Origin of the sequence: Pseudomonas sp. Pc102, from assembly GCF_018408275.1 — a bacterium.
Lineage (GTDB): Bacteria > Pseudomonadota > Gammaproteobacteria > Pseudomonadales > Pseudomonadaceae > Metapseudomonas > Metapseudomonas tohonis.
Genome location: NZ_AP021905.1, coordinates 5652327 through 5678308, shown reverse-complemented (window position 1 = coordinate 5678308; position 25982 = coordinate 5652327). Strand labels below are relative to the sequence as shown.

General features: G+C 68.0%; 23 protein-coding genes and 1 pseudogene. 9 read left to right on the top strand and 15 right to left on the bottom strand.

Annotated features, from left to right (window positions below; translation table 11 throughout):
* Window position 1: 1 nt before the first annotated feature.
* Complete coding sequence (locus tag PHLH3_RS26015; RefSeq protein WP_213626330.1) at window positions 2-1087, bottom strand: DJ-1/PfpI family protein; 1086 nt, start codon at window positions 1085-1087, stop codon at window positions 2-4.
* Window positions 1088-1209: 122 nt separating this feature from the next.
* On the opposite strand from PHLH3_RS26015, the gene PHLH3_RS26010 reads away from it, so the two are divergent.
* Window positions 1210-2199 (top strand): helix-turn-helix domain-containing protein, encoded by a 990-nt coding sequence (locus tag PHLH3_RS26010; protein WP_213626329.1) that lies wholly within the window; start codon window positions 1210-1212, stop codon window positions 2197-2199.
* Between the two features lie 48 nt (window positions 2200-2247).
* Here the strand turns inward: PHLH3_RS26010 and pgi are convergent, their stop codons facing one another.
* The 11 genes and pseudogenes from pgi to dksA all read right to left on the bottom strand — a co-directional run bounded on the left by pgi (window position 2248) and on the right by dksA (window position 14836).
* Window positions 2248-3912 carry a glucose-6-phosphate isomerase gene (gene pgi, locus PHLH3_RS26005; RefSeq protein ID WP_111260147.1) on the bottom strand — a complete coding sequence of 555 codons (1665 nt, stop codon included), beginning with the start codon at window positions 3910-3912 and terminating at the stop codon, window positions 2248-2250.
* An 82-nt stretch (window positions 3913-3994) separates the two neighbouring features.
* Complete coding sequence (panD, locus tag PHLH3_RS26000; RefSeq protein ID WP_003457244.1) at window positions 3995-4375, bottom strand: aspartate 1-decarboxylase; 381 nt, start codon at window positions 4373-4375, stop codon at window positions 3995-3997.
* An 82-nt stretch (window positions 4376-4457) separates the two neighbouring features.
* The gene (gene panC / locus PHLH3_RS25995; RefSeq protein ID WP_213626328.1) at window positions 4458-5318 is read right to left on the bottom strand and encodes a pantoate--beta-alanine ligase; all 861 of its coding nucleotides are present in this window, start codon (window positions 5316-5318) and stop codon (window positions 4458-4460) included.
* On the bottom strand, window positions 5315-6115 hold the full coding sequence (gene panB / locus PHLH3_RS25990) for a 3-methyl-2-oxobutanoate hydroxymethyltransferase (protein ID WP_173179166.1): 801 nt from the start codon (window positions 6113-6115) through the stop codon (window positions 5315-5317). The genes panC and panB overlap by 4 nt, the downstream gene beginning before the upstream one ends.
* 103 nt (window positions 6116-6218) lie before the next feature.
* Entirely contained in the window at window positions 6219-6731 is a 513-nt protein-coding gene (folK, locus tag PHLH3_RS25985; protein ID WP_213626327.1) for a 2-amino-4-hydroxy-6-hydroxymethyldihydropteridine diphosphokinase, read from the bottom strand.
* Between the two features lie 2 nt (window positions 6732-6733).
* Window positions 6734-8133: pseudogene (locus tag PHLH3_RS25980) on the bottom strand (polynucleotide adenylyltransferase PcnB).
* Between the two features lie 683 nt (window positions 8134-8816).
* Window positions 8817-10241: a sigma-54 dependent transcriptional regulator gene (locus PHLH3_RS25975; RefSeq protein WP_213626326.1), complete on the bottom strand. Its 1425-nt coding sequence runs from the start codon at window positions 10239-10241 to the stop codon at window positions 8817-8819.
* 23 nt (window positions 10242-10264) lie between these two features.
* Entirely contained in the window at window positions 10265-13219 is a 2955-nt protein-coding gene (locus PHLH3_RS25970; protein WP_213626325.1) for a sensor histidine kinase, read from the bottom strand.
* Window positions 13203-13379, bottom strand: coding sequence for a hypothetical protein (locus PHLH3_RS25965; RefSeq protein ID WP_003095129.1), 177 nt, complete (start codon window positions 13377-13379; stop codon window positions 13203-13205). Before PHLH3_RS25965 ends, PHLH3_RS25970 begins: the two co-directional genes overlap by 17 nt.
* Before the next feature lie 71 nt (window positions 13380-13450).
* Window positions 13451-14338 (bottom strand): tRNA glutamyl-Q(34) synthetase GluQRS, encoded by an 888-nt coding sequence (gluQRS, locus tag PHLH3_RS25960; protein WP_173179176.1) that lies wholly within the window; start codon window positions 14336-14338, stop codon window positions 13451-13453.
* Window positions 14339-14392: 54 nt separating this feature from the next.
* Window positions 14393-14836, bottom strand: coding sequence for an RNA polymerase-binding protein DksA (dksA, locus tag PHLH3_RS25955; protein WP_173179178.1), 444 nt, complete (start codon window positions 14834-14836; stop codon window positions 14393-14395).
* 192 nt (window positions 14837-15028) lie between these two features.
* Between dksA and PHLH3_RS25950 the strand changes: the two genes are divergently transcribed.
* Window positions 15029-16210 carry a pyridoxal phosphate-dependent aminotransferase gene (locus PHLH3_RS25950; protein WP_213626324.1) on the top strand — a complete coding sequence of 394 codons (1182 nt, stop codon included), beginning with the start codon at window positions 15029-15031 and terminating at the stop codon, window positions 16208-16210.
* Entirely contained in the window at window positions 16207-16914 is a 708-nt protein-coding gene (sfsA, locus tag PHLH3_RS25945) for a DNA/RNA nuclease SfsA (protein WP_213626323.1), read from the top strand. Before PHLH3_RS25950 ends, sfsA begins: the two co-directional genes overlap by 4 nt.
* Here sfsA and PHLH3_RS25940 read toward each other — a convergent pair.
* Both PHLH3_RS25940 and PHLH3_RS25935 read right to left on the bottom strand, forming a co-directional pair.
* The gene (locus PHLH3_RS25940; protein WP_213626322.1) at window positions 16911-17228 is read right to left on the bottom strand and encodes a Rieske (2Fe-2S) protein; all 318 of its coding nucleotides are present in this window, start codon (window positions 17226-17228) and stop codon (window positions 16911-16913) included. The genes sfsA and PHLH3_RS25940 overlap by 4 nt on opposite strands.
* An 80-nt stretch (window positions 17229-17308) precedes the next feature.
* Window positions 17309-19501: a TonB-dependent hemoglobin/transferrin/lactoferrin family receptor gene (locus PHLH3_RS25935; protein ID WP_173179186.1), complete on the bottom strand. Its 2193-nt coding sequence runs from the start codon at window positions 19499-19501 to the stop codon at window positions 17309-17311.
* 322 nt (window positions 19502-19823) lie between these two features.
* On the opposite strand from PHLH3_RS25935, the gene PHLH3_RS25930 reads away from it, so the two are divergent.
* From PHLH3_RS25930 to PHLH3_RS25905, 6 genes are all read left to right on the top strand, one after another.
* The gene (locus PHLH3_RS25930) at window positions 19824-20462 is read left to right on the top strand and encodes an energy transducer TonB (protein WP_213626321.1); all 639 of its coding nucleotides are present in this window, start codon (window positions 19824-19826) and stop codon (window positions 20460-20462) included.
* Window positions 20463-20481: 19 nt separating this feature from the next.
* Window positions 20482-21546, top strand: coding sequence for a ChuX/HutX family heme-like substrate-binding protein (locus tag PHLH3_RS25925; RefSeq protein WP_213626320.1), 1065 nt, complete (start codon window positions 20482-20484; stop codon window positions 21544-21546).
* Window positions 21547-21632: 86 nt separating this feature from the next.
* The gene (locus PHLH3_RS25920) at window positions 21633-22532 is read left to right on the top strand and encodes an ABC transporter substrate-binding protein (protein ID WP_213626319.1); all 900 of its coding nucleotides are present in this window, start codon (window positions 21633-21635) and stop codon (window positions 22530-22532) included.
* Window positions 22529-23566: an iron chelate uptake ABC transporter family permease subunit gene (locus PHLH3_RS25915; RefSeq protein WP_213626318.1), complete on the top strand. Its 1038-nt coding sequence runs from the start codon at window positions 22529-22531 to the stop codon at window positions 23564-23566. Before PHLH3_RS25920 ends, PHLH3_RS25915 begins: the two co-directional genes overlap by 4 nt.
* Window positions 23566-24333, top strand: a complete 768-nt coding sequence (locus PHLH3_RS25910; RefSeq protein ID WP_213626317.1) for a heme ABC transporter ATP-binding protein — start codon at window positions 23566-23568, stop codon at window positions 24331-24333. Before PHLH3_RS25915 ends, PHLH3_RS25910 begins: the two co-directional genes overlap by 1 nt.
* A gap of 21 nt (window positions 24334-24354) precedes the next feature.
* Window positions 24355-25251, top strand: coding sequence for a ChaN family lipoprotein (locus PHLH3_RS25905; protein ID WP_213626316.1), 897 nt, complete (start codon window positions 24355-24357; stop codon window positions 25249-25251).
* Here PHLH3_RS25905 and aphA read toward each other — a convergent pair.
* Complete coding sequence (gene aphA, locus PHLH3_RS25900) at window positions 25245-25892, bottom strand: acid phosphatase AphA (protein WP_213626315.1); 648 nt, start codon at window positions 25890-25892, stop codon at window positions 25245-25247. The two genes, PHLH3_RS25905 and aphA, sit on opposite strands and share 7 nt — an antisense overlap.
* Window positions 25893-25982 lie beyond the last annotated feature (90 nt).

Genomic DNA, 25982 nt, shown 5'->3' with positions numbered 1-25982 from the left:
ATCATTCGTTCAGGCCTGGCGCGTATTCCAGCTGGCGCGCCACCAGGTCGGCGGTGTCCGGGCCGTGGCGGTCGGCGATGGCCGCCAGGGTGCTGTCGAAGAGCTGGGCCAGTGGTGCGTCGTCCTCGGCCAGGCGGGTGATGCCCGGGTGCCCCTGCACGGGCTCGGGCAGCAGGACCAGGCCGTTGCGGGTGCGGATCGGCTCGGCCGTCTCGGCCAGGGCGAGCGCCTCGGAGCGGAACGTCCGCGACCAGGCGTCGGCGCGCAGGGCCAGGGCCATCTCGTCCACGCCCGGCTGCACAGGCAGGCCCAGTTCCTCGTGCCTCCAGAAGGCGAGGAGGTTGCCGGCGGCCGTCAGGTAGCCACTTGCTCCGAGCTGGAAGCCGGTGCCGTCATGCCGTGACGACCAGCCCGGCTGGCCGACTTCTCCTGCCAGCGCCCGTGCCTTGTCGCGGCCGCCGATGGCCTCCACCAGGGCCAGGGTGGCGGGCAGGGCGGCGCTGACTCCCGCCGTGGTGATTACCTTGCCGTCTGCCAGGTAGCGGCGGTCATCCACCCAGCGGGTGTCGGGGAAGTCGCTTTCGCGCTGGCTGCGCGAATACCAGTGGCCGGTGGCGCGGCGCCCCTGGAGCACCCCGGCGTTGCCGAGCACCAGCACGCCGTCGCAGATGGCGACGAGGGTCGCGCCCTTGTCGGCCTGCTGCCTGACCCAGCGCAGCAGCGTCGGGTCGTCGCTGTGGTGCACCGCCGGCACGATCACGTAGTCGGCGCCTTCGGGGTGGCGGCGGTCGAATGCGTCGATATCGGCATCGGCCAGCAGGCGCAGCGCCGGCATCATCCGCATCGCCCCGGGGCGCGTGGAGAGCGCGACGACCTCGGCGACCCCGGACCGGGAAAGCAACCCGTAGGGGATGACGTAGTCCACCAGCTCGGTCATGCCGTTCTCGCCGATCACCGCCACCAGCGGGCGCTCGCGGTCGAAGCGCTGCTGGTAGGCGGGGAGCCGGTCGGGGTCCTCATCGGCGAGCGAGGGCAGGATGTGGCCAAGGGTGAGGCCGGCGAGCAGTAGCCAGGCGAGGCGGATCATGGAAAGGGTCCTTGTCGATGGGGAGCTGGCCCAGTGTGAGGCACCCGTCTCTGGCGCGAATGACAGGCATGGATGAAAATCCGCCAATTCTTCTCAGCGCTGCGATGGCCCGCGAGGTGCCCATGACCATTGCCGACGAACCGGCGCCGCATCTCGTGGTGCTGCTGGTCTTCACCGATTTCCAACTGCTCGATGCCACCGGCCCCGCCGAGGTCTTCGCGGCCGCGGGCGAGCAGTTGCCGGCGGCCGCGATGCGCCCCTACCGCCTGCGTACCGTGGCGCTTGAGCCGGGCCTGGTGAGCTCCTCCACCGGCTTGCAGCTGCAGGCCGAGGCGCTGCCACCCGTGGACGAGCTGGTGGGCAGCACCCTGCTGGTGGCCGGCGGCCATGGCGTGCAGCGGGCGATGGGTTCGGCCGCGCTCGCCGCCTGGCTGGTGGCGGCAGCCGGTGTGGCGCGGCGCTGCTGCTCGGTGTGCACCGGTGCCTTCCTGCTTGCCCGCGCCGGGCTGCTGGAGGGGCGCCAGGTGGTCACCCACTGGCGCTATGCGTCGCTGTTGCAGCGCTTGCTACCGCGAACGCGGGTACTGGAGGACGCGCTGTTCGTGCGCGACGGCTCCTTCTACAGCTCGGCGGGTGTCACGGCGGGCATCGACCTGTGCCTGAGCCTGGTGGAGGAGGACCTGGGGCGCGAGGTGTCCCTGCAGGTGGCCCGAGGCTTGGTGGTGTACCTGCGACGGCCGGGCGGGCAGCGTCAGTTCAGCGCCGAGTTGCTGGCCCAGCAGGCCCCTCCGGGTGGGCTGGTGGAGCGGCTTTCGGCGTGGTTGCGCGAGCACCTGCAGGAGGACCTGGATATCGAGGCGATGGCGGCGGCCGTCGCGGTCTCGTCTCGCACCCTGCACCGGCACTGCAAGGAGGAGTTGGGGGTCGGCCCGGCGCGCCTGTTGTTCCAGATGCGCCTGGAGGCGGCCTGCCGGTTGCTGGAGGACGGGGCGGCATCGCTCAAGCGCACGGCGCAGCGCACCGGCTTCATCAACGAATACAACCTCAGGAGGGCGTTCGTGCAGGGATTGGGAGTGACGCCGAGCGAGTACCGCCAGCGCTTCTGCCGCTAGCGGCGAGGAGGGAAGGCGCCGCACCCGGGGCCGGGTGCGGCGACGGCCTCAGCCGCGGTGACGGCCGCGGAAGAAGTCGATCAGGCCCTGGGTGGAGCCGTCTTCGGCCGGGGTTTCCTCGCTGCCGACGATGCGCGAGTAGACGCCCTTGCCCAGTTCCTTGCCCAGTTCCACGCCCCACTGGTCGAAGGCGTTGATGCCCCAGAGCACGCTCTGCACGTAGACCTTGTGTTCGTACATGGCGATCAGCGCGCCCAGGCGACGGGGGCTGATGCGTTCCATCACCAGGGTGTTGCTGGGGCGGTTGCCGGGGATCACCTTGTGCGGTGCCAGGCGCTGCACCTCGGCTTCGTCCAGGCCCTTGGCGCGCAGCTCGTTCTCAGCTTCCTCGCGGGACTTGCCGAGCATCATCGCCTGGCTCTGCGACAGGCAGTTGGCGAACAGCCACTGGTGGTGGTCGGCGACCGGGTTGTAGCTGGAGACCGGGACGATGAAGTCCGCGGGGATCAGGTGGCTGCCCTGGTGCAGCAACTGGTGGTAGGCGTGCTGGCCGTTGCAGCCGACGCCGCCCCAGATCACCGGGCCGGTACCGGCGGTGATCGGGCTGCCGTCCTGGCGCACGGTCTTGCCGTTGGATTCCATGTCCAGCTGCTGCAGGTGGTCGGTGAAGTTACGCAGGTAGTAGTCGTAGGGCAGGATCGCGTGGCTGCGGGCGCCCCAGAAGTCGCCGTACCAGACGCCCAGCAGGGCCAGGATCACCGGGATGTTGCGCTCGAAGGACGCGGTCTGGAAGTGCTGGTCCATGCTGTAGGCGCCGGACAGCAGCTCCTTGAAGTTGGAGATGCCGATGGACATGGCGATCGGCAGGCCGATGGCCGACCACAGCGAGTAGCGGCCGCCCACCCAGTCCCACATCGGGAAGATGTTTTCCTCGCGGATGCCGAAGGCCATGGCCGCTTCCTTGTTGCTGGAAACGGCGATGAAGTGGCGGTAGAGCTCTTCCTCGCTGCCGCCCTGGGCCAGGTACCAGGCGCGGGCGGCCTGGGCGTTCTTCAGGGTTTCCAGGGTGCCGAAGGATTTGCTGGAGACGATGAACAACGTGGTCTCGGCGTTGAGCTTGCAGGCCAGCTCGCGGAATTCGCTGCCGTCGATGTTGGCCAGGTAGTGGCAGCGCACGCCTTTCTGGGCGAAGGGCAGCAGCGCTTCGGAAACCAGCTGCGGACCGAGGAAGGAGCCGCCGATGCCGATGTTGACCACGTCGGTGATGGGTTTCTCGGTGTAGCCACGCCACAGTCCGTTGTGCACGTAGCCCACCAGCTCGGTCATCTGGTGCAACACGCGGTGCACCTCGGGCATGACGTCCTTGCCGTCCACCCGCACCTTGTCGCCGATGGGACGGCGCAGCGCGGTGTGCAGCACGGGGCGACGCTCGGAGGCGTTGATCACCTCGCCCTGGAACATGGCCTTGATGGCTTCGCCGAGCTGGGCTTCCTCGGCCAGCTTCACCAGCAGGGCCAGGGTGTCTTCGCGGATCAGGTTCTTGGAGAAGTCCAGCAGCAGGCCGCAGGCGCTGAGGGTGAAGCGCTTGAAGCGCTCGCCGTCTTCCTGGAAGGCCTGGCGCATCTTGAAGCCGGCCAGCTCCTCGCGGTGCGCGGACAGCGCGCCCCAGCTGGGCAGTTGGGTGACGTCGAGGGGATTGAGGTGGTGGTTCATGGCGTGCCTTCAAGCAATCAACTTGGTTATGAACACGAAAAAGCCCGGAGTGTTCCGGGCTTTCAGTCTAGCGGGTCAGGGTTCAGGCGACCTGGACCGGTATGGCGTTGCTGGTGTGGCTCAGCTCGTTGCCGGGTGCCATGTAGAGCATGCGCGGCTTGAAGTTGGCCAGCTCGGCTTCGCTGTAATGGGCGTAGGCGCAGATGATGACCCGGTCGCCTACTTTGGCCTTGTGCGCGGCGGCGCCGTTGACCGAGATCATGCGCGAGCCGTTTTCGCCACGGATGGCGTAGGTGGTGAAGCGCTCGCCGTTGTCGACGTTGTAGATCTGGATCTGTTCGTACTCGCGGATGCCGGCGAGGTCCAGCCATTCACCGTCGATGGCGCAGGAGCCTTCGTAGTCGAGCACCGCGTGGGTGACTTCGGCGCGGTGCAGTTTGGCCTTGAGCATGATGGCGTGCATGGCGTTTTCCTTGTCTGGGCGCTGGCGGCGGCAGAGTTTGCCCGAACCCCGAGGGGCGGGCAAGCCTTGCCGGGCGAGGGTTTCAGGCCTTTCCGTGGAGGGTGAAGGCGAGGTTGTCGATCAGCCGGGTGCTGCCCATGTAGGCCGCGGCCAGGATCACCAGGTCCTGGTCGCCGGGGCGCGCCGGGCGCAGGCTGGTGGCCTCACGGATTTCCAGGTAGTCGGGGCGGAAACCGGCCTTCTCGAGCGCGTCGCGGCCCTGGGCTTCCAGGGTGGCGAAGTCGTCGCGACCGGCGTTCACGGAGTCGGCCAGTTGCTTGAGGGTGCGGTACAGGGCGGGCGCTGCGGCGCGTTGTTGTTCGTCCAGGTAGCCGTTGCGCGAGGAGAGGGCCAGGCCGTCCTCGGCGCGAACCGTGGCCTCGCCCATGACCTGGATCGGCAGGTTGAGGTCGCGGACCAGCTTGCGGATCACCGCGAGTTGCTGGAAGTCCTTCTCGCCGAACAGGGCGAGGTCCGGCTGGACCATGTTGAACAGCTTGCTGACCACGGTGGCGACGCCTTCGAAGTGACCCGGACGGCTGGCGCCGCAGAGCCCTTCGGAGACCAGGGGCACGCTGACACGGGTCTGGTCGGCCATGCCGTCGGGGTACATCTCCTCGACGTCCGGGTGGAACAGCAGGTGGCAGCCGGCGGCGACCAGTTTCTCCTGGTCGGCCTGCAGGGTGCGGGGGTACTTGGCCAGGTCTTCGCTGGGGCCGAACTGCAGCGGGTTGACGAAGATGCTGGTGACGACGAAGTCGGCGCGCTGTGCGGCTTTCTCCACCAGCGCGGCGTGGCCGGCGTGGAGGTTGCCCATGGTCGGCACCAGGCCGATGCGCTTGCCTTCGCCGCGAGCGCGAGCCACGGCGGCGCGCAGCTCGCGAACGGTCTTGACGGTGATCATGCGGAGAATCCGTGTTCGGCGGCAGGGAAGGTGACGTCCTTGACGGCCTTCACGTAGGCGGCCATGGCGGCCTGGATGCTGGCCTGGCCTTCCATGAAGTTCTTCACGAACTTGGGCGCGCGACCGGTGAGGGACAGGCCGAGCATGTCGTGCATGACCAGCACCTGGCCATCGGTGGCGCTGCCGGCACCGATGCCGATGACCGGGATCTTCACCGACTGGGTGATCTCGGCGGCGAGTTCGCTGGGGACGCATTCGAGCAGCAGCATGGCGGCGCCGGCCTGCTCCAGGGCCATGGCGTCGGCGCGCAGCTGGCGGGCCTGGGCTTCCTGGCGGCCCTGCACCTTGTAGCCACCGAGGATGTTCACCGCTTGCGGGGTGAGGCCCAGGTGCGCGCATACCGGGATGCCGCGTTCTGCCAGCAGGCGGATGGGCTCGGCCAGCCAGGCGGCGCCTTCCAGCTTCACCATGTGGGCGCCGGCCTGCATCAGGGCGGCGCTGTTGGCGAAGGTCTGTTCCAGGGTGGCGTAGGCCATGAACGGCAGGTCGGCGATGATCAGCGCGCCCTGGTTGCCGCGCTTCACGGCGGCGGTGTGGTACGCCATGTCGGCGACGCTCACCGGCAGGGTGCTGTCATGGCCTTGCAGGACCATGCCAAGGGAGTCGCCCACCAGCAGGACATCGGCACCTGCCTGGCTCGCGGCCTGGGCGAAGGTGGCGTCATAGGCTGTGAGCATGGCGATCTTCTCGCCTTTCTGCTTCAGCTCTTGAAGGGTGGTCAGGGTCACATCAGGCATGAAAACGTCCTCATCGGTACCGATTCTGCACCGGCACGGGGCAACGGGACGCTTATAGTCCCGATGGTGGGGCATGGTGTCAATTGCAGGTGTTACCGATCTGTTACGGCGTTACCGCCATGCCCGGAAGGGCCCCCGTGACCTCCAGCCCCTCGAAGGGACAGGCATCGAGAAGGGCCCGCAGGGCACGGCCGTCCGGCAGCCTGAGGTGGTCTCCGGCTATCTCCGCGAGGGGATAGAGGACGAAGGCGCGGGCGTGCATGTGGTAGTGCGGGACCTGCAGGCGCGGCAGGTCGATCGCGTGCTCGCCGAACAGCAGGATGTCCAGGTCGAGGGTGCGTGGGCCCCAGCGCTCGTCCTTGCGCACACGGCCCTGGGCGAGTTCTATCGCCTGCAGGCCGTCGAGCAGTTCCAGGGGCGCGAGTTCGGAGTCCAGGGCGGCCACGGCGTTGGCGTAGCGGGGTTGCCCGGGCGGGCCGAGCGGGTCGCTCGCATAGAGCGAGGAGACGGCAGCCAGGCGGGTGCGAGGCAGCGCGGCCATGGCCTGCAGGGCGCTGGCCAGTTGCGCGGCAGGCTCGGCGAGGTTGCTGCCGAGCCCTATATAGATACGTTCCATCATCACTCGCTGGCGGGAGCCGAACCTTCACGCGGGCCGCGCTTGCGACGGCTGCCGCCACGACGACGCTTGCGCGGTGCACCGCCGCCATCGTCCTTGCCGCTGAGGTCGCGGATCATGGCGCGGCGCTCGCTGTCGCTGGCGTCCTGGTAGTCGGTCCACCAGTCGCCCAGGCCGTCGGTTTCCTCGCCCGCGCTTTCGCGCAGCAGGAGGAAGTCGTAGCCGGCGCGGAAGCGCGGGTTCTCCAGCAGCAGGTCGGCGCGCTTGCCGCTGCGGCGCGGCAGGCGTTCCTGCATGTCCCAGATCTCGCGGATCGGGATGGTGAAGCGCTTGGGAATGGCGGTGCGCTGGCACTGCTCGAGGATCAGCCCGTGGGCCGCTTCCTGGATGGCCGGGATCGGCGGCATGCCCTTTTCCTGCAGCAGGGCCGCACGGATGGGCAGGGCCGGCCAGAGCAGCGCGGCGAAGAGGAAGGCGGGGGTGACCGGCTTGCCCAGGCGGATGCGCTCGTCGGTGTTGGCCAGGGCCTGGCGGATCAGGGCGCCGGCGTATTCCGGGTCGCGTTCCAGGGACGCCGCAGCGGCCGGGAACAGCGGGGCGAACAGGTCGTATTCCAGCAGCAGCTCGAAGGTGCGCTCGGCCTTGCCTCCGAGGAACAGCTTGAGGATCTCGTCGAACAGGCGGGCAGACGGGATGTCGCGCAGCATCGGCGCCAGGCGGCGGATGGGGGCGGCGCTGTGTTTCTCGATCTCGAAGTCGAGCTTGGCGGCGAAGCGCACGGCGCGAAGCATGCGCACCGGGTCTTCGAGGTAGCGCTGCTCGGGGTCGCCGATCAGGCGGATCAGGCGGTTGCGGATGTCGTGCACGCCGTGGGCGTAGTCGAGGATGCGCTCGGTGACCGGGTCGTAGTAGAGGGCGTTCATGGTGAAGTCGCGGCGCTGCGCGTCTTCTTCCTGGTTGCCGTAGACGTTGTCCCGCAGGATGCGGCCGCTCTCGTTGCGCGAGGACTGGTTGCTGTCTTCCTCGTCGGCACCCTGGGGTGATTGGCACGGAAGGTCGCGGTCTCGATGATCTCGCGGCCGAAATGCACGTGGACCAGCTTGAAGCGACGGCCGATGACCCGGGCGTTGCGGAATTCGGCGCGGACCTGTTCGGGCGTGGCGCTGGTGGCCACGTCGAAGTCCTTGGGCTCCAGGTTCAGCAGCAGGTCACGCACGCAGCCACCGACCAGGTAGGCCTGGTAGCCGGCCTTCTGCAGGCGCTCGACCACATTGACGGCATTGCGGCTGATATCCGCACGTTCCAGCGAGTGCTGGCGATTGCTCAATACTTCGGGTGTGCTGCGGGGATGCTGGGAGCGGCGCAGGGGAGAGCGAAAAGACTGGATCAGCTTCTTCAGCATGGGATGCACTGTTTTGCGGAATGGACGGCCAGAATTGGACAAGACCGCACGATGGACGCGGATTCTAGCACTGGGTCGGGAGATGGTGAAGGAAGCGGCGGGGGTGTGTCAAAGCTACTGGGGGAGCCGAAGCTCCCCCCCAAATTGGTGCGTGCTTTGTTTTTATTGTTGTGTCGGGCTTGGTGTTTTTGTTGTTCGACCCGTTCCAGCAGGTTCGTGGCCTCTGGAAATGCCCTCGAATCGAGGGTCAATAGCAAACGGATTGCTTTGGACGCTGACGGTGCCATGATCATTCCGTGATCCAACCAGTTCAGGCGCTGTCTCATGACAGTTTTATTGTTCTCAGCCTGGTCGTGGGGCGGGCCCCAAAGGCAACTCCTCTCCAAAAGAATCAGTTAGCTGCGCCTCCGCGGTTTTGTTTTTGTTGTGCTGGAGTCGGTACGTCTTGTTCTTATTGTGGGGTTACACGTTTGTTATTGTTGTTGTGCCAGAGATAAAGCAGATGCCGTGCCAACTTTTGTGATTCCTTGTAAATCAAGGGTTTGCGGCGATTCGGGGTTGGTGGGCGGGTACAAAAAAGCCGGGCTTTCGTTACCTTAAGACCCGGCTTTTGTTACGAGAGATTAACGCGGTAACAAAGCGGGGAACTCCGTCCGCACCGCTCTGTCACCGGGCTCGCGCCCTCAGGAGGTCGCGGCCCCCGACTTGCGGCGCGGGATTCCGAGGCGCTGGCGGCGCTCCCACAGGCACTTGCGGCTGATGCCCAGTTTTCGGGCAAGCTCGGTTTCGGTCATGTGATCCTGGTGCTCGAGCACGAAGTGCTGGAAGTAGTCCTCCAGTGACAGGTCTTCCGTGGGCTCGTGGCTGTTGCTGGCCGTCTGGACCGGGGTGTCGAGGAAGTCCTCGTCGTCCAGGTCATCCAGCTCGATGTCGATGCCCAGCAGGTCGGCCGAGATATCCGGGCTTTCGCAGAGGATCACCGCACGCTCGATGGCGTTCTCCAGTTCGCGCACGTTACCCGGCCAGGGGTAATGGCGGATGGCCTGTTCGGCGTCGTGGGCGAAGCGCAGGTCTTCACGGCCCATGCGGGTGCACTGGCGGGCGAGGAAGGCACGGGCGATTTCGATCACGTCGTTGCCGCGCTCGCGCAGGGCGGGCAGCTTCAGGGAAATCACGTGGAGACGGTAGTAGAGGTCTTCACGGAACTGGCCGGTCTTGGCCAGGGTTTTCAGGTCGCGGTGGGTCGCGGCGATCAGGCGTACATCGACCTTCTGCGACTGCACGGAACCGACACGGCGTATCTCGCCTTCCTGCAGCACGCGCAGCAGGCGCGCCTGGGCTTCGAGCGGCAGTTCGCCGATCTCGTCGAGGAACAGGGTGCCGCCATCGGCCGCCTCGACCAGGCCGGCACGCCCGGCGCTGGCGCCGGTGAACGCACCTTTCTCGTGGCCGAAGAGCTCGGATTCGATGAGGGTTTCCGGGATCGCGGCGCAGTTGACCGAGATCAGCGGGGCCTTGGCGCGGCGGGAGAGATTGTGCAGGGCGCGGGCGACCAGCTCCTTGCCGGTGCCGGATTCGCCCTGGATCAGCACGGTGGAGTCGGTGGGCGAGACCTTGCGGATCTTGCTGTAGAGCTCCTGCATCGAGGCGCAGGAACCGATGATGCCGATTTCGCCGTCGGCGGCAGCACCACCCGATGCGGCCTTTTCGGTGCCGCGCGAGTTGCCGCTGCGTTCGGCCGGGGCGCCCTTGCCTTCCTGGCGCTCCTTGAGGATGCGCGCCACGGCCTGGAGCATCTCGTCGTGGTCGAAGGGCTTGGCGATGTAGTCCACCGCGCCCATCTTCATCGAGTCGACCGCCGAGCGCAGGCTGGCGTAGCTGGTCATGATCAGGACCGGGGTGCCCTGGGCGAGCTTGATCAGCTCGGTGCCCGGGGCGCCGGGCAGGCGCAGGTCGCTGACGATCAGGTCGAAGCCGGGGATGCTGTAGCGCTCCTGGGCTTCCTGGACGGAGCCAGCTTCGCTGACCTGGTACTGGTTGCGTTCAAGCAGGCGGCGCAAGGCAGAACGGATAATGGTTTCGTCTTCGACGATGAGAATATGTGGCATTAAATTCAGCTCTCTCGACGGTCTCAGATCACAGCGGACGTCGCTTCGACAAATCGCGGCAACGTCACCCGGATTCGGGTGCCGCGCTGTTGCTCGGGGTCGGCCGGGCTTTCGATGGTGATGTGGCCATAATGCTCTTCCACGATCGAATAGACCAGCGCGAGGCCCAGGCCGGTCCCCTTGCCCGGGTCCTTGGTGGTGAAGAAGGGTTCGAACAGGCGGTCCATGATCGCCTTGGGAATCCCGCTTCCTTCGTCCTCCACCACAAGGTCGACCGCGTGATCGGAGATTTCGCTCCGCACGCGTATCGCGCTGCCGGGCGGTGATGCATCCCTGGCGTTGGAAAGCAGGTTGATCAGTACCTGGGCGAGGCGTTGCGGATCGCCCTCGGCGACGTGCTCCGGATCGCAGAGGTTGAAGAACTCCACGTCGACGCTGCGCTTGTTCAGCGACAGCAGGCCGATGGCGTCCTGGGTCACGTCGGCCAGGCACACCGGCTCGGTGGCCTGCTGGCGGCCGCCGGCATGGGCGAAGCTCATCAGCGACTGGACGATGCGTGACACGCGCTTGGTCTGCTCCAGGATCTGGCTGCTGATCTCGGTCAGCTCGCCGTCGCCCTCGCGCTCCTCGCGCAGGTTCTGCGCCAGGCAGGCGATGCCGGTGATGGGGTTGCCGATCTCGTGGGCGACACCGGCGGCGAGGCGGCCGATGGAGGCCAGGCGCTCGGAGTGCACCAGCTTGTCTTCCAGCAACTGGGTGTCGGTAACGTCTTCCACCAGCAGCACCAGGCCAGTGTTACCCGGGGCGAGGGGCTCGTCGATGGCGGCCTTGTGCAGGTTCAGCGAGCGTGCCTGGCCTTCCAGTTGCAGACGCTGCTTGTGCAGGTGTTCGTCGGGCAGGTTGATGAAGCTTTCCAGCAGTCCCTTCCAGGGTTCGCTGATGGCCGAGAGTCGCGAGCCCACCACGCGCTGGGCGGGGATATCGGTGAGTTCCTCCATGGCGCGGTTCCACATGAGGATCTCCTGGTCCTTGGCCAGCGAGCACACGCCCATCGGCAGTTCCTGCAGCGTCTGGCGGTGGTAGCGGCGCAGGGCGTCCAGCTCGGCGGCCAGGCCCGTGAGGCGCGAGTGGTAGTCCTCCAGGCGGCTCTCGATGAAGTGGATGTCCTCGGTGACGTAGCTCTCGCTGCCGGACTTGTAGGGCAGGAAGGTCTCGACCATGTCCTGGGCCACGCTCGGCCCCATCAGCCCCGAGAGGTTGGCCTCGATGCGGTCACGCAGGCGGCGCAGCGCATAGGGGCGGCGCTCGTCGAAGGGCAGGTGCAGGTCGCGCAGGGCCTGCTCCACTTCCTTCTGTGCGGTCTTCGCACCCAGCGGCTTGGCCAGTTGCGCGGAGAACTCCTGGGGCGAGCCGGCCACCAGCTCGCGGCGCTGCGGGCGGCGCACGTTGTCCACCGCGCAGGCTTCGGCGGCGCCGCGTTCCTCGGCGCTGGCGTCGGTGAACAGCGAGACCAGGGTGAAGACCAGCACGTTGGCCGCCAGGGAGGCGATCGCCGCGATGTGCCAGCTGGTGTCGTCGAGCACGTAGATGGCGTTGAACAGCGGCAGGTAGATGCCCTGCAGGTTGCCCACCAGCGGCAGCAGCATGCTGAACAGCCAGACGCCGATGCCCGCCAGCAGGCCGGCGATGAAGCCTCGGCTGTTGGCGGTCGGCCAGTAGAGGACCGACAGCGCGCCGGGAAGGAACTGCAGGGTGGCGACGAAGGCGACGATGCCCAGGTTGGAAAGATCCTGCTCGGCACCCAGCAATAGATAGAAGCCGTAGCCGGCCATGATGATGGCGACGATCAGCGCCCGGCGCGTCCATTTCAGCCAGCGGTAGATGTTGCCTTCCGACGGCGGCTGGTACAGCGGCAGCACCAGGTGGTTCAGCGCCATGCCCGACAGCGCCAGGGTCAGCACGATGATCAGGCCGCTGGCCGCCGACAGCCCGCCGACATAGGCGAGCAGGGCCAGGGCGTCGCTGTTCACGGCGATGCCCAGGCCCAGGGTGAAGTATTCCGGGTTGGTGGTGGCGCCGAGCTTGAGGCCGGCCCACAGGATCAGCGGCACCGCCAGGCTCATCAGCAGCAGGAACAGCGGCAGGCCCCAGCTGGCGCTGACCATGGCGCGGGGGTTGAGGTTCTCGGTGAAGGTCATGTGGTACATGTGCGGCATCACGATGGCCGAGGCGAAGAACACCAGCAGCAGCGTGCGCCACGGTCCTTCCTGCAGCGGGGTGTGCAGGGTGGAGAGCGCCGCCTGGTTCTGCAGCAGCCACAGCTCCAGCTCATGGGGGCCGCCGAACACGCCATAGAGCGCATAGAGGCCGATGCCCCCCAGGGCGGTGAGCTTGACCAGCGACTCGAAGGCGATGGCGAACACCAGGCCCTCGTGCTTTTCCCGGGTGGCGATGTGGCGCGCGCCGAAGAGGATGGTGAACAGCGTGATCAGTGCGCAGAAGCCCAGGGCAACGCGGTCGTGCACCGGCTCGCGGGTGAGGATGCCGATGGAGTCCGCCACCGCCTGGATCTGCAGCGCCAGCAGCGGCAGCACGCCCACGAGCATGAACAGCGTGGTCAGCGAGCCGGCCCAGGTGCTGCGGAAGCGGAAGGCGAAGAGGTCCGCCAGCGAGGACAGCTGGTAGGTGCGGGTGATGCGCAGGATGGGGTAGAGCAGCACCGGCGCGAGGAGGAAGGCGCCGGAAATTCCCAGGTAGCTGGCGAGGAAGCCGTAGCCGTACTGGTAGGCCAGCCCGACCGTGCCATAGAAGGCCCAGGCGCTGGCGTAGACGCCCAGCGACAGGGTGTAGGTCAGCGGGTGGCGGACGATGCGCCGAGGCACGAAGCCGCGATCGCTGAGCCAGGCGACGCCGAACAGGGTGAACAGGTAAGCCGCGCTGATGAGGATCAGCTGGCTCAGGCTAAAGCTCGTCAGCATCGCGTTGGCTCTGGAGGATGAAAGTGACCACGATCAGGATCAGCCAGAGCAGGTAGGGGCGGTACCAGGCCCCATTGGGGTCGATCCACCAGTCCATGATGGCCGGGGAAAACAGATAGATCCCCACCACCAGGAGCAGAACCAGTCGGTAGATATACATGCCGCATCTCGCATCGGGAGTGCGGCGATGGTAGCGAATGACCGGTGCGGGTGCGAGGGGAGAGATGGCCCCTAGCGCAGCTGCGCTTCGGCCAGTGTGCGGCTGCCGGGGATGCGCGTGGCGTCCCAGTTGGCGATGCCCCAGTCGAGCACCACGCGCGGGGTGGCGTCGGCGAGTTGCGCCGGTGGGCGCTGGCCGAGTGCACGCAGGGCGCGGTCGAGCAGCGGGCCGGCCTGGTCGGCTGGCAGCGGCGGGGAACGATAGGACTTGCCCAGCTTGTGCCCGTCGGGCTGGATGATCAGCGGCACGTGCAGGTAGCGCGGCTGCGGCAGCCCCAGCAGTTCCTGCAGGTAGAGCTGGCGCGGCGTGGAGTCGAGCAGGTCGGCGCCGCGCACCACATCGGTCATGCCTTGCCAGGCGTCATCCAGCACCACGGCCAGCTGGTAGGCGTAGAGACCGTCGCGACGGCGGATGACGAAGTCGCCCACCTCGCGCCCCAGGTGCTGGCGGAACTCGCCCTGCACGCGGTCGGTGAAACCGTAGATCAGCTCCGGCACGCGCAGGCGGATCGCGGCGTCATGCCGGGGGTGCAGCGCATTGCGGCAGAAACCGGGGTAGACCCCCTGGTGGCCTTCGAGCTGCTTGCGCGAACAGGTGCAGGCGTAGGCCAGGCCCTGGTCGAAGAGGCGGTCGAGCACCTGGGCGTAGGCATCGTGGCGATCGCTCTGGCGCACGCATTCGCCGTCCCACTCGAAGCCGTAGGTTTCCAGGGTGCGCAGGATCGCGTCCTGGGCGCCGGGTACCTCGCGCGGCGGGTCGAGGTCCTCCATGCGCAGCAGCCAGCGGCCACCGACCGAGCGGGCATCGAGGTAGGAGGCGAGGGCGGCGACGAGGGAGCCGAAATGCAGAAAGCCGCTGGGCGTCGGGGCGAAGCGGCCGATGTAGGTGGGAGAACTCATTGGAGTGCGGGCCTGCAGAAACGAAACGGGGCGCCGTAGCGCCCCGTTCTGGGATCAGGAACCGAGTTGCTTTTCCTTGATCTCCGCCAGCGTCTTGCAGTCGATGCAGAGCGTGGCGGTGGGGCGTGCCTCGAGACGACGGATACCGATCTCGACGCCGCAGGAGTCGCACCAGCCGTAGTCGTTGTCTTCGATCAGTTGCAGGGTCTCGTCGATCTTCTTGATCAGCTTGCGCTCGCGATCGCGTGCACGCAGTTCCAGGCTGAACTCTTCTTCCTGGCTGGCGCGGTCGGCCGGGTCGGGGAAGTTGGCGGCTTCGTCCTGCATGTGGTGCACGGTACGATCCACTTCCTCCATCAGTTCGAGCTTCCACTTGTTGAGGATGCTGGTGAAGTGAGCGCGCATGCGGTCGCTCATGTACTCCTCACCCTTGGTTTCCTGGTAAGGCTCGAAACCACGGATCAGTTGGCTGCTCTGTTGCTTTGCTTTGGTGGGCATGAATGGCCGCCTCTCACTTTCTCTAATCCATTGCGCAGGTTCTGGTCCATCGCCGGTAACCCGGCCCTGCGACTGCAAGCGGGCGAACTTACCAGATCGACTCCGGGCACGCTACTCCCAGTTATCGTGGTTGCTGCAGCCTTCCCGGACCATTCGGTAGAATCCGCTCTTTGCGTTAATAAAGGAAGGCCGATGGCCCAGTCATACAGTGCACGCAGCCGTGCCATAGAACCCTTCCACGTGATGGCCCTGCTGGCCCGCGCCAACGAGTTGCAGGCGCAGGGGCACGACGTCATCCACCTGGAGATCGGCGAGCCGGACTTCAGCACCGCCGCCCCCATCGTCCAGGCCGGGCAGGCCGCCCTGGCCGCCGGCCACACGCGCTATACGGCCGCGCGCGGCCTGCCCCAGCTGCGCAGTGCCATCTCCGGGTTCTACGGCGATCGCTACGACCTGGATATCGACCCCGAACGCATCCTGATTACTCCCGGCGGTTCGGGCGCTTTGTTGCTGGCCGCCAGCCTGCTGGTCGACCCGGGCCGCCACTGGCTGCTCGCCGACCCGGGCTACCCTTGCAACCGCCACTTCCTGCGCCTGGTCGAGGGCGCCGCGCAACTGGTGCCGGTCGGCCCCGAGAGCCGCTACCAGCTCACGCCGAACCTGGTGGAGCGCTACTGGGATGGCGACAGCGTGGGGGCCCTGGTCGCCTCGCCCGCCAACCCCACCGGCACGCTGCTGGGCCGTGACGAACTGGCCGGCCTCTCCGCCGCGCTGAAGGCCAAAGGTGGCCACCTGGTGGTCGACGAGATCTACCACGGCCTCACCTACGGCGTGGATGCCGCCAGCGTGCTGGAGGTGGATGACGACGCCTTCGTGCTCAACAGCTTCTCCAAGTACTTCGGCATGACCGGCTGGCGCCTCGGCTGGCTGGTGGCGCCCCCTGATGCGGTGCCCGAGCTGGAGAAGCTCGCGCAGAACCTCTACATCAGCGCTCCCTCCATGGCCCAGCACGCCGCGCTGGCCTGCTTCGAGCCCGACACCCTGGCGATACTCGAACAGCGCCGCACCGAGTTCGCCCGCCGTCGCGACTACTTGCTGCCAGCCCTGCGCGAGCTTGGCTTCCGCATCGCGGTCGAGCCCGAAGGTGCCTTCTATTTATATGCGGATGTTTCCGCCTTCACCCAGGACGCCTACGCCTTCTGCCGGCACTTCATCGAGACCGAGCACGTGGCCTTCACCCCCGGCCTGGATTTCGGGCGCCACCTGGCCAACCAGCACGTGCGCTTCGCCTACACCCAGAGCCTGCCGAGCCTGGAGGAAGCGGTGAAGCGCATCGCCCGCGGGCTCAAGACCTGGGCGGCGCTGGCGGGATGAGATTCGACCCGCCCCTGGAGCAGGCCCGACTGCTGCGCCGCTACAAGCGCTTCCTCGCCGACATCGAGACCCTCGACGGCGAGCAGTTGACCATCCACTGCCCAAACACCGGCTCGATGCTCAACTGCATGAGCGAAGGGTGCCGCGTATGGTTCAGCCGCTCCAACGATCCCAGGCGCAAGCTCCCCGGCACCTGGGAAATCACCGAGACGCCCCAGGGCCGGCTGGCCTGTGTGAACACCGCGCGGGCCAACGCCCTGGTCGAGGAAGCCCTGCGTGCCGGGCTCATCCCCGAGCTGGCCGGCTTCACCGCACTCAAGCGCGAGGTCGCCTACGGCGTGGAGAACAGCCGTGCCGACTTCCGCCTGGACTACCCGAGCGGCGAGGTGTTCGTGGAGGTGAAGAGCGTGACCCTGGGCTTCGACGGCTCCGCCGTGGCGGCCTTCCCCGACGCCGTCACCGTGCGTGGCAGCAAGCACCTGCGCGAGCTGGCGGCGCTGGCGCGCCAGGGCATGCGCGCGGTGCAGTTCTACTGCGTCAACCTTTCCGGTATCGACGCCGTGCGCGCAGCGGTGGAGATCGACCCCGCTTATGCCGCCGCCCTGGCCGACGCCAAGGCCGCCGGGGTGGAGGTGCTCGCCTATGGCGCCGAGGTCAGTCCCGAGGGCTTGGCGCTGCTGCGCAGGCTCGAGGTGATCGGTTAGGCGAGCAGCCAGATGCCGCGATCGTCCTCGCGGCAGTCGAGCGGTCGCAGGGACTCCCCGGCGCAAGGCCCGGCCACGCACTCACCCGAGTCGATGAGAAACAGCGCACCGTGGGTGGCGCACTGGATCAGGCTGCCGCTGTCGTCGAGGAAACGGTCCGGCTGCCATTCCAGGGGAATGCCCCGGTGTGGGCAGCGGTTTTCATAGGCATGGACCCGGCCCTCCCGGCGCACCAGCAGCAGCTTCAGGTCATCGATCAGAAAGCCCCGGCTCTGGCCTTCGGCCAACTCGTCGGGGCGGCATAGCAGGATCATCGGCGTCTCCACGGCAGGCGGGCATTATCCCGTGCCGCCGTGGATTGCCAAGAGGGTGCGCGTCCCTGCGCTGAAAAGGCTCAGATCTCCCAGATCAGGTTGACCGCCGCATGGCGGCCGGGCTGGGTGTAGCGCTGCAGGCTGGGGCTGTTCTCGGTCAGCCCGCGCACATCGCCCCACTGCCAGTAGTCCTTGTCGGTGAGGTTGAACAGGCCGGCGTTGACCGAGAACGCCTCGGTGACCTGCCACCAGCCGTTCAGGTCCAGCAGGCCGTAGCCCGAGGGCTGGTACTGGCCGGCGGTCTGGGTGCGATCGATGCGCTCCTTGGCCGCCACCAGCGTCCAGCTCAGGTCACCGCCGAACTTGCCGTTGGGCTGCGCATAACCCAGGCCGAAGACGCCCTTGAGCGGGTCGACGCTGTTGATCGGCTGGCCGGTGCCCTCGTCCTTGCCGCGTGCGTAGGCGACCGAGCTCATGGCGCGCCAGCCGGCCGGCATGCCGAGCTTGTCGAGAAAGAGCTCGCCCTTGGCCTCGAAGCCGCGGATGGTCACCCGGTCGCGGTTGACGTACTGGAACTCGCCGAAGGGGAAGCCCGGCACGCTGGAGGGGCGGGACACCTGCTCGATGAAGTCGTCGTAGCGGTTGTAGAACAGCGCGGCGCCGAAGCTGCCGATCTCGTACTTGCCGCGCAGGCCCAGTTCGAAGCTGTCGCTGGTCTCGGCCTTGAGGTTGGTGTTGGCCAGGGTGCGGTACATGCCCGGGTTGACGAACTCGCCGAAGATCTCGATCGCCTGCGGGGCGCGGAAGCCGGCGGCGTACTGGCCGTAGACGCTGTGCTGGTCGTCGACCTGGTAGGTCACGCCGAACTTGGGCGATACGGCCGAGTCGGTGAAGTCGCTCGGGCTGGCGTCGGTCGCCTGGCTGTTGAGGTAACGCGTGGTGGCGTGGGGCTTCATCGCGTAGTAGTCGTAGCGCAGGCCCGGCAGCAGGGTCCAGCGGCCGATCTCGATGTTGTCCTGGATGAAGGCCGCGTACTCGCTGGTGGTCGGGTCCGGGAAGTCGCTGGTCGGCAGCACCGGTGTGTTGACCCCGGTGGCGATGACGGTCTCGCCGCCTTCGCGCAGGTCGGCGTTCTTCAGGCGCTTGAGGTCGGTGCCGTAGACCAGGGTGTGCTGGCTGTCGGCGATGCTGAAGGACTTGTCCAGCTTGGTGTTGAGCACCCAGAGCTTCTCCTCGTAATGGGAGTCGCGGGTGCGCAAGCGAGGTGAGCCGCTGACGACACGGTTCTCGTAGGTGCGCTGGCGGGTCTGGCTGTCCTGGTAGCTGAGCTGGTTCTGCAGGTTGTCCGCCAGCGGGCTGTCCAGTTGCAGGGTGTGCAGCAGCGAATAGCGTTCGCGGTCCACGCTGTCGCGCGCGTCCTGGGTGCGGATGGTGGCGGTGTTGCTGTAGTTGCTCAGCACCCGGGTGTCGGTGTCGTCCTGGTAGCGCTCGTAGGTCAGCTGCAGGCGCTGGCCCTCGGCGTAGTTCCAGCCGAGCTTGGTGAGCAGGTTGTCGGTGGTGTAGTCGAGCGGGTTGGCTTTCTCGCGGGTCGCGCCGATACCGCCGGTGCCACCCTGGGTATCCAGGGCCTGGCCGGTACGGCGGCCGATGTGCACCAGGCCGTCGAGGTCGCCCTGGCGGGCGGCGAGGGTGGTGCTGCGCAGCCAGCTGTCGTCGGAGCCGTCGTAGCCGGTCTTCAGGCGGGCGTAGGCGTCATCGCCTTCGTCCAGGTAGTCCGCCGCATCCTTGGTGAGGAAGCTCACCGCACCGCCGATGGCATCGCTGCCGTACAGCGAGCTGGCCGGGCCGCGGATGATCTCCACCTGCTTGAGGGTGTCCGGGTCCACGTAGTCGCGCTGCGCACTGAGGAAGCCGCCGAAGGAGAAGGTATCCGGCATGCTCACGCCGTCCACCTGCGTCAGCACGCGGTTGCCGCCGATGCCCCGGATGGTGAAGCCGGACAGGCCGAAGCGGCTGCCTGTCCCGCCGACCGACACGCCCGGCTCGTAGCGCACCAGGTCCTGGATGTTCTTCACGTTCTTCTGGTCGATCTCGCGTTCGGTCATCACCGACACCGTGTTCGGCACTTCATCGAGGGTCTGCTCGCTACGGGTGGCGGTCACGGTGACGGTGTCGAACTGGGTCGCGGTCCTTTCCGCCGCCAGGGCGATGGAGGGCGACAGGAGCAGCAGGGCCAGCCAGGGGCGGCGGGCGAAGGGGGGGCGAAGCGGCATGGATGGACTCCCGGGTTCAAGGCGCAACCAGGGACCGGCCAGGCACTTCTGGGGTGGCTACCAGCCACGGGCGTCATGCCACGGGTGCCTTTGCGGAGGGTCATCCCGACCATCGCTTTTCGCCGGCCTCTCTGGTGATCGCAGATTGGCATCGGCGCAAAACATAATGACGTTGACAGACAAATGCAAACAATTATCAAATGGATTTGCATTTAGATAATTGGGGCGGAAAATGCCACGTCTTCCACTTTGCCTCGCCCTGTCGCTCGTCGCGCATGCGGGGCTCGCATGGCTCCTGCACGACCTGCGGGCGGAGCCGGCCATGGCCCAGGGAGAGCCCCGGGCGGAGGTGGTGCACCTGGTCGGTCTCGTCGAGCCTGCAGCGGCCGCGGCCGAGCCGGTGGTGCTCGCGGCACCGCCGCCCCGCAAGGTGGAACCGAAGAGCAGCCCCGTCGTGGAAGCCAGGCCCGTTGCCGTCAAGCCGCGCCAGGCGAGCCCGGAAGCGCCCGTCGCCAAGCTCGTCCGCAGCGAGCCCAGGCCGCAGCCGCGCCCGCAACCTCGGCCCGGCACCGCGCCGAGCGTGGCGAAGGCCGCAGCGCCGGCGCCCAGCACAGCCCCGCCGGCGCTGGCGAGCCAGCCGGTCGCCGTCGCCGCCAGGCTGCCGAAGGCCGAGGTGGTCAGTGACCAGCCGTCCTTCCTCGTTCCGCCCAGGCCGCCGATCTACCCGGCCCAGGCGCGCCGACGCAACCAGCAGGGCGTGGTCCTGGTGGAGGTGCGCCTGGATGAGCGCGGCGGGTTGCGTGACATGAAGTTGCTGCGCTCGTCGGGCATCGAGAGCCTCGACGAAGCGGCCATGAAGGCGGTCGCCAGCTGGCGCTTCCGTCCTGAGGTCCAGGACGGCGAGCCGGTGCCGAGCCGCGTGAGAATACCCATTGAATTCGCCCTTACGGCGAGCCGTTGATCCTGAAGGAGTGAGACCCATGACTGCCGAGACCCAGACCGCCACTTCCGCCCCTGCGCTCTACCGGGCCTGGCAGGACCTGCGTGGCGAAGAGCCGCGCCTGCGTGCCCGCGACGCCGCCGAGCGGCTGGCCGTGAGCGAGGGCGAGCTCACCGCGAGCCGCCTGGGCGTCGACACCGTGCGCCTGCGCCCCGAGTGGGCGACCCTGCTGCCCGCCCTGGGCGAGCTGGGCCACATCATGGCGCTGACCCGCAACGAGCATTGCGTGCACGAGCGCAAGGGCGTGTACCGCGAGGTGTCGGTGATGGCCAACGGGCAGATGGGCCTGGTGGTGTCCGCCGACATCGACCTGCGCCTGTTCCTCGGTGGCTGGTCCAGCGTGTTCGCCGTGGCCGAGGAAACCCCGCGCGGCACCCAGCGCAGCATCCAGATCTTCGACAGGCAGGGCGTGGCCGTGCACAAGGTGTTCCTCACCGAGCGCAGCGAAGTCGCCGCCTGGGCGCCGCTGGTGGAGCGCTTCCGTGCCGAGGAGCAGAGCGCCGAGCTGGACCTGCAGCCGCTGCCCGTCGCCGAGCCGGTCAAACCCGATGCCGAGATCGACGTCGCCGGGCTGCGTGAAGGCTGGTCCGCCCTCAAGGACACCCACCACTTCTTCGCCCTGCTGAAGAAGCATGGCGCGGCCCGCACCCAGGCCCTGCGCCTGGCCGGCAGCGAGTGGGCCGAGCAGCTGGACACCGCCGAACTGCCGCGCCTGCTGGAGGCGGCGGGCGAGAAGCAGATCCCCATCATGGTGTTCGTCGGCAACCGCCATTGCATCCAGATCCACAGCGGCCCGGTGCAGAACCTGAAATGGATGGACACCTGGTTCAACGTGCTCGACCCCGAGTTCAACCTGCACCTGAAGACCCCGGGCGTGACCGAGCTGTGGCGCGTGCGCAAGCCCAGCAGCGACGGCGTGATCACCAGCTGGGAAGCCTTCGATGCCGAGGGCGAGCTGGTGCTGCAACTGTTCGGCGCGCGCAAGCCGGGCATCCCCGAGCGTGAGGACTGGCGCGCCCTGGCCGAGAGCGCCCCGGCGCTCTGACGCCAGGTCGGTCGCACCGCACCGATCACCGCGACGCCCCGCCGATGCCGGGGCGTCGTTCCGCCTGAATCCCGAGGAGTCCCTGGATGCGTGTCGCTGTTTCCCTTGCCGGCCTGTGCGCCGGTCTGTTCCTGAACCATGCGGCGCTGGCCGCCGATCCGTTGCCGCAACGCTGGGTGAGCGCTGGGGGCTCCCTCAGCGAATGGGTGGTGCTGCTGGGTGGCGAGAGCAAGTTGGTGGGCGTCGACACCACCAGCCTCCACCCCGCCTCGCTGAAGTCGCTGCCGAGCATCGGCTACCAGCGTCAGCTGGCCGCCGAGGGCATCCTCTCGCTGCGCCCGGACCTGCTGCTGGGCACTGAGGAAATGGGTCCGCCGCCGGTGATCGAACAGGTCAAGGCCGCCGGTGTGCGCATCGAGTCGCTGCCGTCCAGGGCCGAGCTGCCGGTGCTGGAGAAGAATCTCGGGCTGATCGGCGGCCTGCTGGGCGACGAGGCCCGCGCCCGGCGAGTCTTCGCCGACTACAGCCAGCGCTTCGAGCGGCAGGCCAGGTGGGTCGCCGAGACCCGGCGCACCCACGAGGCGCCGCGCGTCCTGCTGCTGCTCGGCCATGCCGGCAGCAGCCCCATGGCCGCCGGCAAGGACACCGCCGCCGCCTGGATCATCGAGCAGGCCGGTGGCCGGAACATCACCGATCACCTTGGCTACAAGGCCATCTCCAGCGAGGCACTGGCGGCGCTGGACCCGGACGTGGTGGTGTTCGCCGACCGCCGCCTGGAGGGTGAGGAAGCCAAGGCCGCACTGCTCAAGCAGAACCCCGCGCTGGCCATGACCCGCGCCGGCAAGCAGGGCCGCCTGCTGCCGCTGGACCCGACCCTGCTGGTCGGCGGCCTCGGCCCGCGCCTGCCGGATGGGGTGGCCGCGCTGTCCGCGGGCTTTTATCCTCAGGCACCGGCCCTGATCGCCAATAGCCAGAACCAGCCATGACCCCAGCTGTACATTCGCGCCCCCTGTTCATCGTCCTGGGTGCCTTGCTCGCGCTCGCCCTCTGGCTGTCCCTGGCCCTCGGCCCGGTGAGCCTGCCCCTGGGCGACACCCTGCGTGCCGCCCTGCGCCTGGCGGGTATGCCGCTCGCACCCGAAGGCCTGGAACAGGCCGAGCTGATCCTCGGGCAGATCCGCCTGCCGCGCACCCTGCTGGGCCTCGCCGTCGGCGCGGTTCTGGCGCTGTCCGGCGTGGCCATGCAGGGCCTGTTCCGCAACCCGCTGGCGGACCCCGGCCTGGTCGGCGTGTCCAGCGGTGCGGCCCTGGGCGCGGCGGTGGCCATCGTCGGTGGCGCGGCCATCGGCGGGCTGTCGGAGAACATCGCACCCTACCTGCTGTCCGCCTGCGCCTTCGCCGGTGGCCTGGGGGTGACGGCGCTGGTCTACCGCCTCGGCCGTCGCGACGGGCAGACCAGCGTGGTGACCATGCTGCTCGCCGGCATCGCCCTCAACGCCCTGGCCTTCGCCTGCATCGGCCTGTTCACCTACCTCGCGGATGACGCCACCCTGCGCACCCTGACCTTCTGGAACCTGGGCAGCCTCAATGGTGCCAGCTATGCACGGCTGTGGCCGCTGCTGCTGATCACCGGGGCGGTGGCGCTGTGGTTGCCGCGTCGGGCCAGGGCCCTCAACGCGCTGCTGCTGGGCGAGTCCGAAGCGCGTCACCTGGGCTTCGAGGTGGAGAAGCTCAAGCGCGAGCTGGTGCTGTGCACGGCGCTGGGCGTCGGCGCCGCGGTGGCCGCTGCGGGCCTGATCGGCTTCATCGGCCTGGTGGTGCCGCACCTGGTGCGCCTGGTCGCGGGCCCGGACCACCGCGTCCTGCTGCCGGCCTCGGCACTGGCCGGTGCCAGCCTGCTGCTGTTCGCCGACCTGGCCGCGCGCCTGGTGCTGGCGCCGGCGGAGATGCCCATCGGCATCGTCACCGCGCTGATCGGCGCGCCCTTCTTCCTTTATCTGCTGCTACGGGGGCGTCACTGATGCTGCGTGTCGAACAGCTGGAAGTGCACCGTGGCAGCACCGTGGTGCTGGCGGGCGTGGACCTGGAGCTGCGCCCTGGCGAGGTGCTCGGTGTGCTCGGCCCCAACGGCGCGGGCAAGAGCACCCTGCTCGGCGCATTGAGCGGCGAGCTGGCCCTGGCCGCCGGCCATGTCGGCCTGGAGAGCCGCCCGCTCGCCGAATGGACCGGCCCGCAGCGCGCCCAGCGCCTGGCAGTGCTGCCGCAGAGCTCCACCCTGAGCTTCGGCTTCCGTGTCGAGGAAGTGGTCGGCATGGGGCGCCTGCCCCACGCGACGGGGCGGGTGCGGGATGCCGAGATCATCCGTGAGGCCCTGGAGGCGGCCGATGCCGCGCACCTGGCCGGGCGCAGCTACCTCGCGCTGTCCGGCGGCGAGCGCCAGCGCGTGCACCTGGCGCGGGTGCTGGCGCAACTGTGGCCGGGCGCCCAGGGGCAGAACCTGCTGCTGGACGAGCCCACCTCGATGCTCGACCCCCTGCACCAGCACACCACCCTGCAAGCGGTGCGTGATTTCGCCGGGCGCGGCGCGGCGGTGCTGGTGATCCTCCATGACCTGAACCTGGCGGCGCGCTACTGCGACCGCCTGCTGCTGCTCTGCGACGGGCGCCCCCATGTGCTGGGCACGCCCGAGGAAGTGCTGCAACCCGAGCCGCTGAAGGCCGTGTTCGGCCTCGACGTGCTGGTGCAGCGCCACCCGGAACGCGGGCATCCACTGATCGTCGCGCGCTGAACGAACCCGAGGAGTCCATCCATGCGCCTGCTTCTACTGCTCGTCATCGCTTCCCTGGCGGCTTGCCAGTCCGCCCCGCCCTTGCCGCAGTGGCAGAGCCCGGAGGCCCGCCAGCATGCCGATCTCGGTGTCATCCGCGACCTGCGCAGTGGCGAGACCCTGAGCCCCAGGCAATTGCTCGACCGCCTCGCCGAGGCGCCGCGCGTGCTGGTCGGCGAGCAGCACGACAACCCCGACCACCATGCCCTGCAGCTCTGGCTCCTGCAGGCACTTGAGAGCCGCCGCAGCCAGGGCAGCCTGCTGCTGGAGATGCTCAACCCCGACCAGCAGGCCAAGGTGGATGCGGTGCACGCACGCATCCGTTCCGGCGCCGGCGAAGGTGAGCTGGAAAGTGCGCTGGCCTGGCAGAAGAACTGGGACTGGGCGCTGTACGGCCCGATCGTCCGTCATGCGCTGCCCCGGCCTTACCCGCTGCTGGCGGCGAACCTGGATCGCAGCGAGATCATGCGCATCTATGGCGAGCAGCCGGCATTGAGTGGCCGGGCTTCGACCACGGCCACCGTCCAGGACGCCCTGCGCGAACAGATCCGCGAGTCCCATTGCGGTCTGCTGCCGGAGAACCAGTTCCCGGCCATGCTCGCCGTGCAGCAGCAACGCGACCGGCGCATGGCCGAGCGCCTGGTGGCCGCCCCGCAACCGGCGCTGCTGTTCGCCGGGGCCTTCCACGTACGCCGCGACCTGGGCGTGCCGCTGCACCTGGCCGATCTCGGTGCGGGGGAGGGCAGTGCGGTGTTGATCCTCGCCGAGGCCGGCAAGACCGTGGAGCCGGGGAGTGCCGACTACGTCTGGTACACCGCCGCGCTGCCGGCCAGGGATCACTGCGCCGAGCTGCGCGAGCAGATGAAGGCGGCTCAGTGATCCGAGTCGATGATCACTTCCTCGCCCAGCGCGCCGTTCTCCGGTAGCGGCTGGTTGGTCGAGGAGGCGGCGCGCATCACCCGCACGCCACGGATGCCGGCGTCCCGCGCCGAGCGGATGTCGCTGTCCGAATCGCCGTAGTAGAGCGCGATGCCCTGCTGGCGGATGAATGCGGCCTTCTCCGGGCCGGACGAGAAGATCACCGGGTTCATCGCCTTGATGGCGAAGGTCTGCTGGAGGATCTCGCTGAGCTTCTCCCCGGGCGTGCTCGGCCGGCCGGTGATGAAGAAGATACGGTCGCCGCGGGCCTGGTGCAGCTCGATCAGCCTGCGCCCGACCTCCTTGGGCAGCGAGTAGCGGTCGCAACCGCCGTTGGTTTCCTGCCAGAAGCGCATGTCGTGCAGGTAGGCGTCGCTGCCTGGCGAGTACTTCTGCTTGCCGTGGTAGAAGCAGGGGCTGGAAAACAGCAGCGTGTCGTCGATATCGAAACCGACGCTGATGGGCGTGCGCCCCGACAGGCTCTCGCCTATCTCCTCGACCGAAACCCAGTGCACCTCCGAAGGCAGTATTTCCCCCGCCAGCAAGGCGGCAGGGAGGGTTGTCGCTACGGCCAGGGCCAGGGCGTGGATCGTCTTGCGCATTGCGTACTCCGTCGATGGGTTGCTCGTCGGTTGGCTAGCAACCGGCATGCCGCCACGGGCCCGGAAGGGCTTCCGGCGCCGGCTGCGGCG

Excerpts from the sequence above, each read along its gene's own strand:
- PHLH3_RS26015 (WP_213626330.1), bottom strand. The coding sequence starts at position 1,087 with ATGATCCGCCTCGCCTGGCTACTGCTCGCCGGCCTCACCCTTGGCCAC.
- PHLH3_RS26010 (WP_213626329.1), top strand. The coding sequence starts at position 1,210 with ATGACCATTGCCGACGAACCGGCGCCGCATCTCGTGGTGCTGCTGGTC.
- pgi (WP_111260147.1), bottom strand. The coding sequence starts at position 3,912 with ATGAACCACCACCTCAATCCCCTCGACGTCACCCAACTGCCCAGCTGG.
- panD (WP_003457244.1), bottom strand. The coding sequence starts at position 4,375 with ATGCACGCCATCATGCTCAAGGCCAAACTGCACCGCGCCGAAGTCACC.
- panC (WP_213626328.1), bottom strand. The coding sequence starts at position 5,318 with ATGATCACCGTCAAGACCGTTCGCGAGCTGCGCGCCGCCGTGGCTCGC.
- panB (WP_173179166.1), bottom strand. The coding sequence starts at position 6,115 with ATGCCTGATGTGACCCTGACCACCCTTCAAGAGCTGAAGCAGAAAGGC.
- folK (WP_213626327.1), bottom strand. The coding sequence starts at position 6,731 with ATGGAACGTATCTATATAGGGCTCGGCAGCAACCTCGCCGAGCCTGCC.
- PHLH3_RS25975 (WP_213626326.1), bottom strand. The coding sequence starts at position 10,241 with ATGCCACATATTCTCATCGTCGAAGACGAAACCATTATCCGTTCTGCC.
- PHLH3_RS25970 (WP_213626325.1), bottom strand. The coding sequence starts at position 13,219 with ATGCTGACGAGCTTTAGCCTGAGCCAGCTGATCCTCATCAGCGCGGCT.
- PHLH3_RS25965 (WP_003095129.1), bottom strand. The coding sequence starts at position 13,379 with ATGTATATCTACCGACTGGTTCTGCTCCTGGTGGTGGGGATCTATCTG.
- gluQRS (WP_173179176.1), bottom strand. The coding sequence starts at position 14,338 with ATGAGTTCTCCCACCTACATCGGCCGCTTCGCCCCGACGCCCAGCGGC.
- dksA (WP_173179178.1), bottom strand. The coding sequence starts at position 14,836 with ATGCCCACCAAAGCAAAGCAACAGAGCAGCCAACTGATCCGTGGTTTC.
- PHLH3_RS25950 (WP_213626324.1), top strand. The coding sequence starts at position 15,029 with ATGGCCCAGTCATACAGTGCACGCAGCCGTGCCATAGAACCCTTCCAC.
- sfsA (WP_213626323.1), top strand. The coding sequence starts at position 16,207 with ATGAGATTCGACCCGCCCCTGGAGCAGGCCCGACTGCTGCGCCGCTAC.
- PHLH3_RS25940 (WP_213626322.1), bottom strand. The coding sequence starts at position 17,228 with ATGATCCTGCTATGCCGCCCCGACGAGTTGGCCGAAGGCCAGAGCCGG.
- PHLH3_RS25935 (WP_173179186.1), bottom strand. The coding sequence starts at position 19,501 with ATGCCGCTTCGCCCCCCCTTCGCCCGCCGCCCCTGGCTGGCCCTGCTG.
- PHLH3_RS25930 (WP_213626321.1), top strand. The coding sequence starts at position 19,824 with ATGGCCCAGGGAGAGCCCCGGGCGGAGGTGGTGCACCTGGTCGGTCTC.
- PHLH3_RS25925 (WP_213626320.1), top strand. The coding sequence starts at position 20,482 with ATGACTGCCGAGACCCAGACCGCCACTTCCGCCCCTGCGCTCTACCGG.
- PHLH3_RS25920 (WP_213626319.1), top strand. The coding sequence starts at position 21,633 with ATGCGTGTCGCTGTTTCCCTTGCCGGCCTGTGCGCCGGTCTGTTCCTG.
- PHLH3_RS25915 (WP_213626318.1), top strand. The coding sequence starts at position 22,529 with ATGACCCCAGCTGTACATTCGCGCCCCCTGTTCATCGTCCTGGGTGCC.
- PHLH3_RS25910 (WP_213626317.1), top strand. The coding sequence starts at position 23,566 with ATGCTGCGTGTCGAACAGCTGGAAGTGCACCGTGGCAGCACCGTGGTG.
- PHLH3_RS25905 (WP_213626316.1), top strand. The coding sequence starts at position 24,355 with ATGCGCCTGCTTCTACTGCTCGTCATCGCTTCCCTGGCGGCTTGCCAG.
- aphA (WP_213626315.1), bottom strand. The coding sequence starts at position 25,892 with ATGCGCAAGACGATCCACGCCCTGGCCCTGGCCGTAGCGACAACCCTC.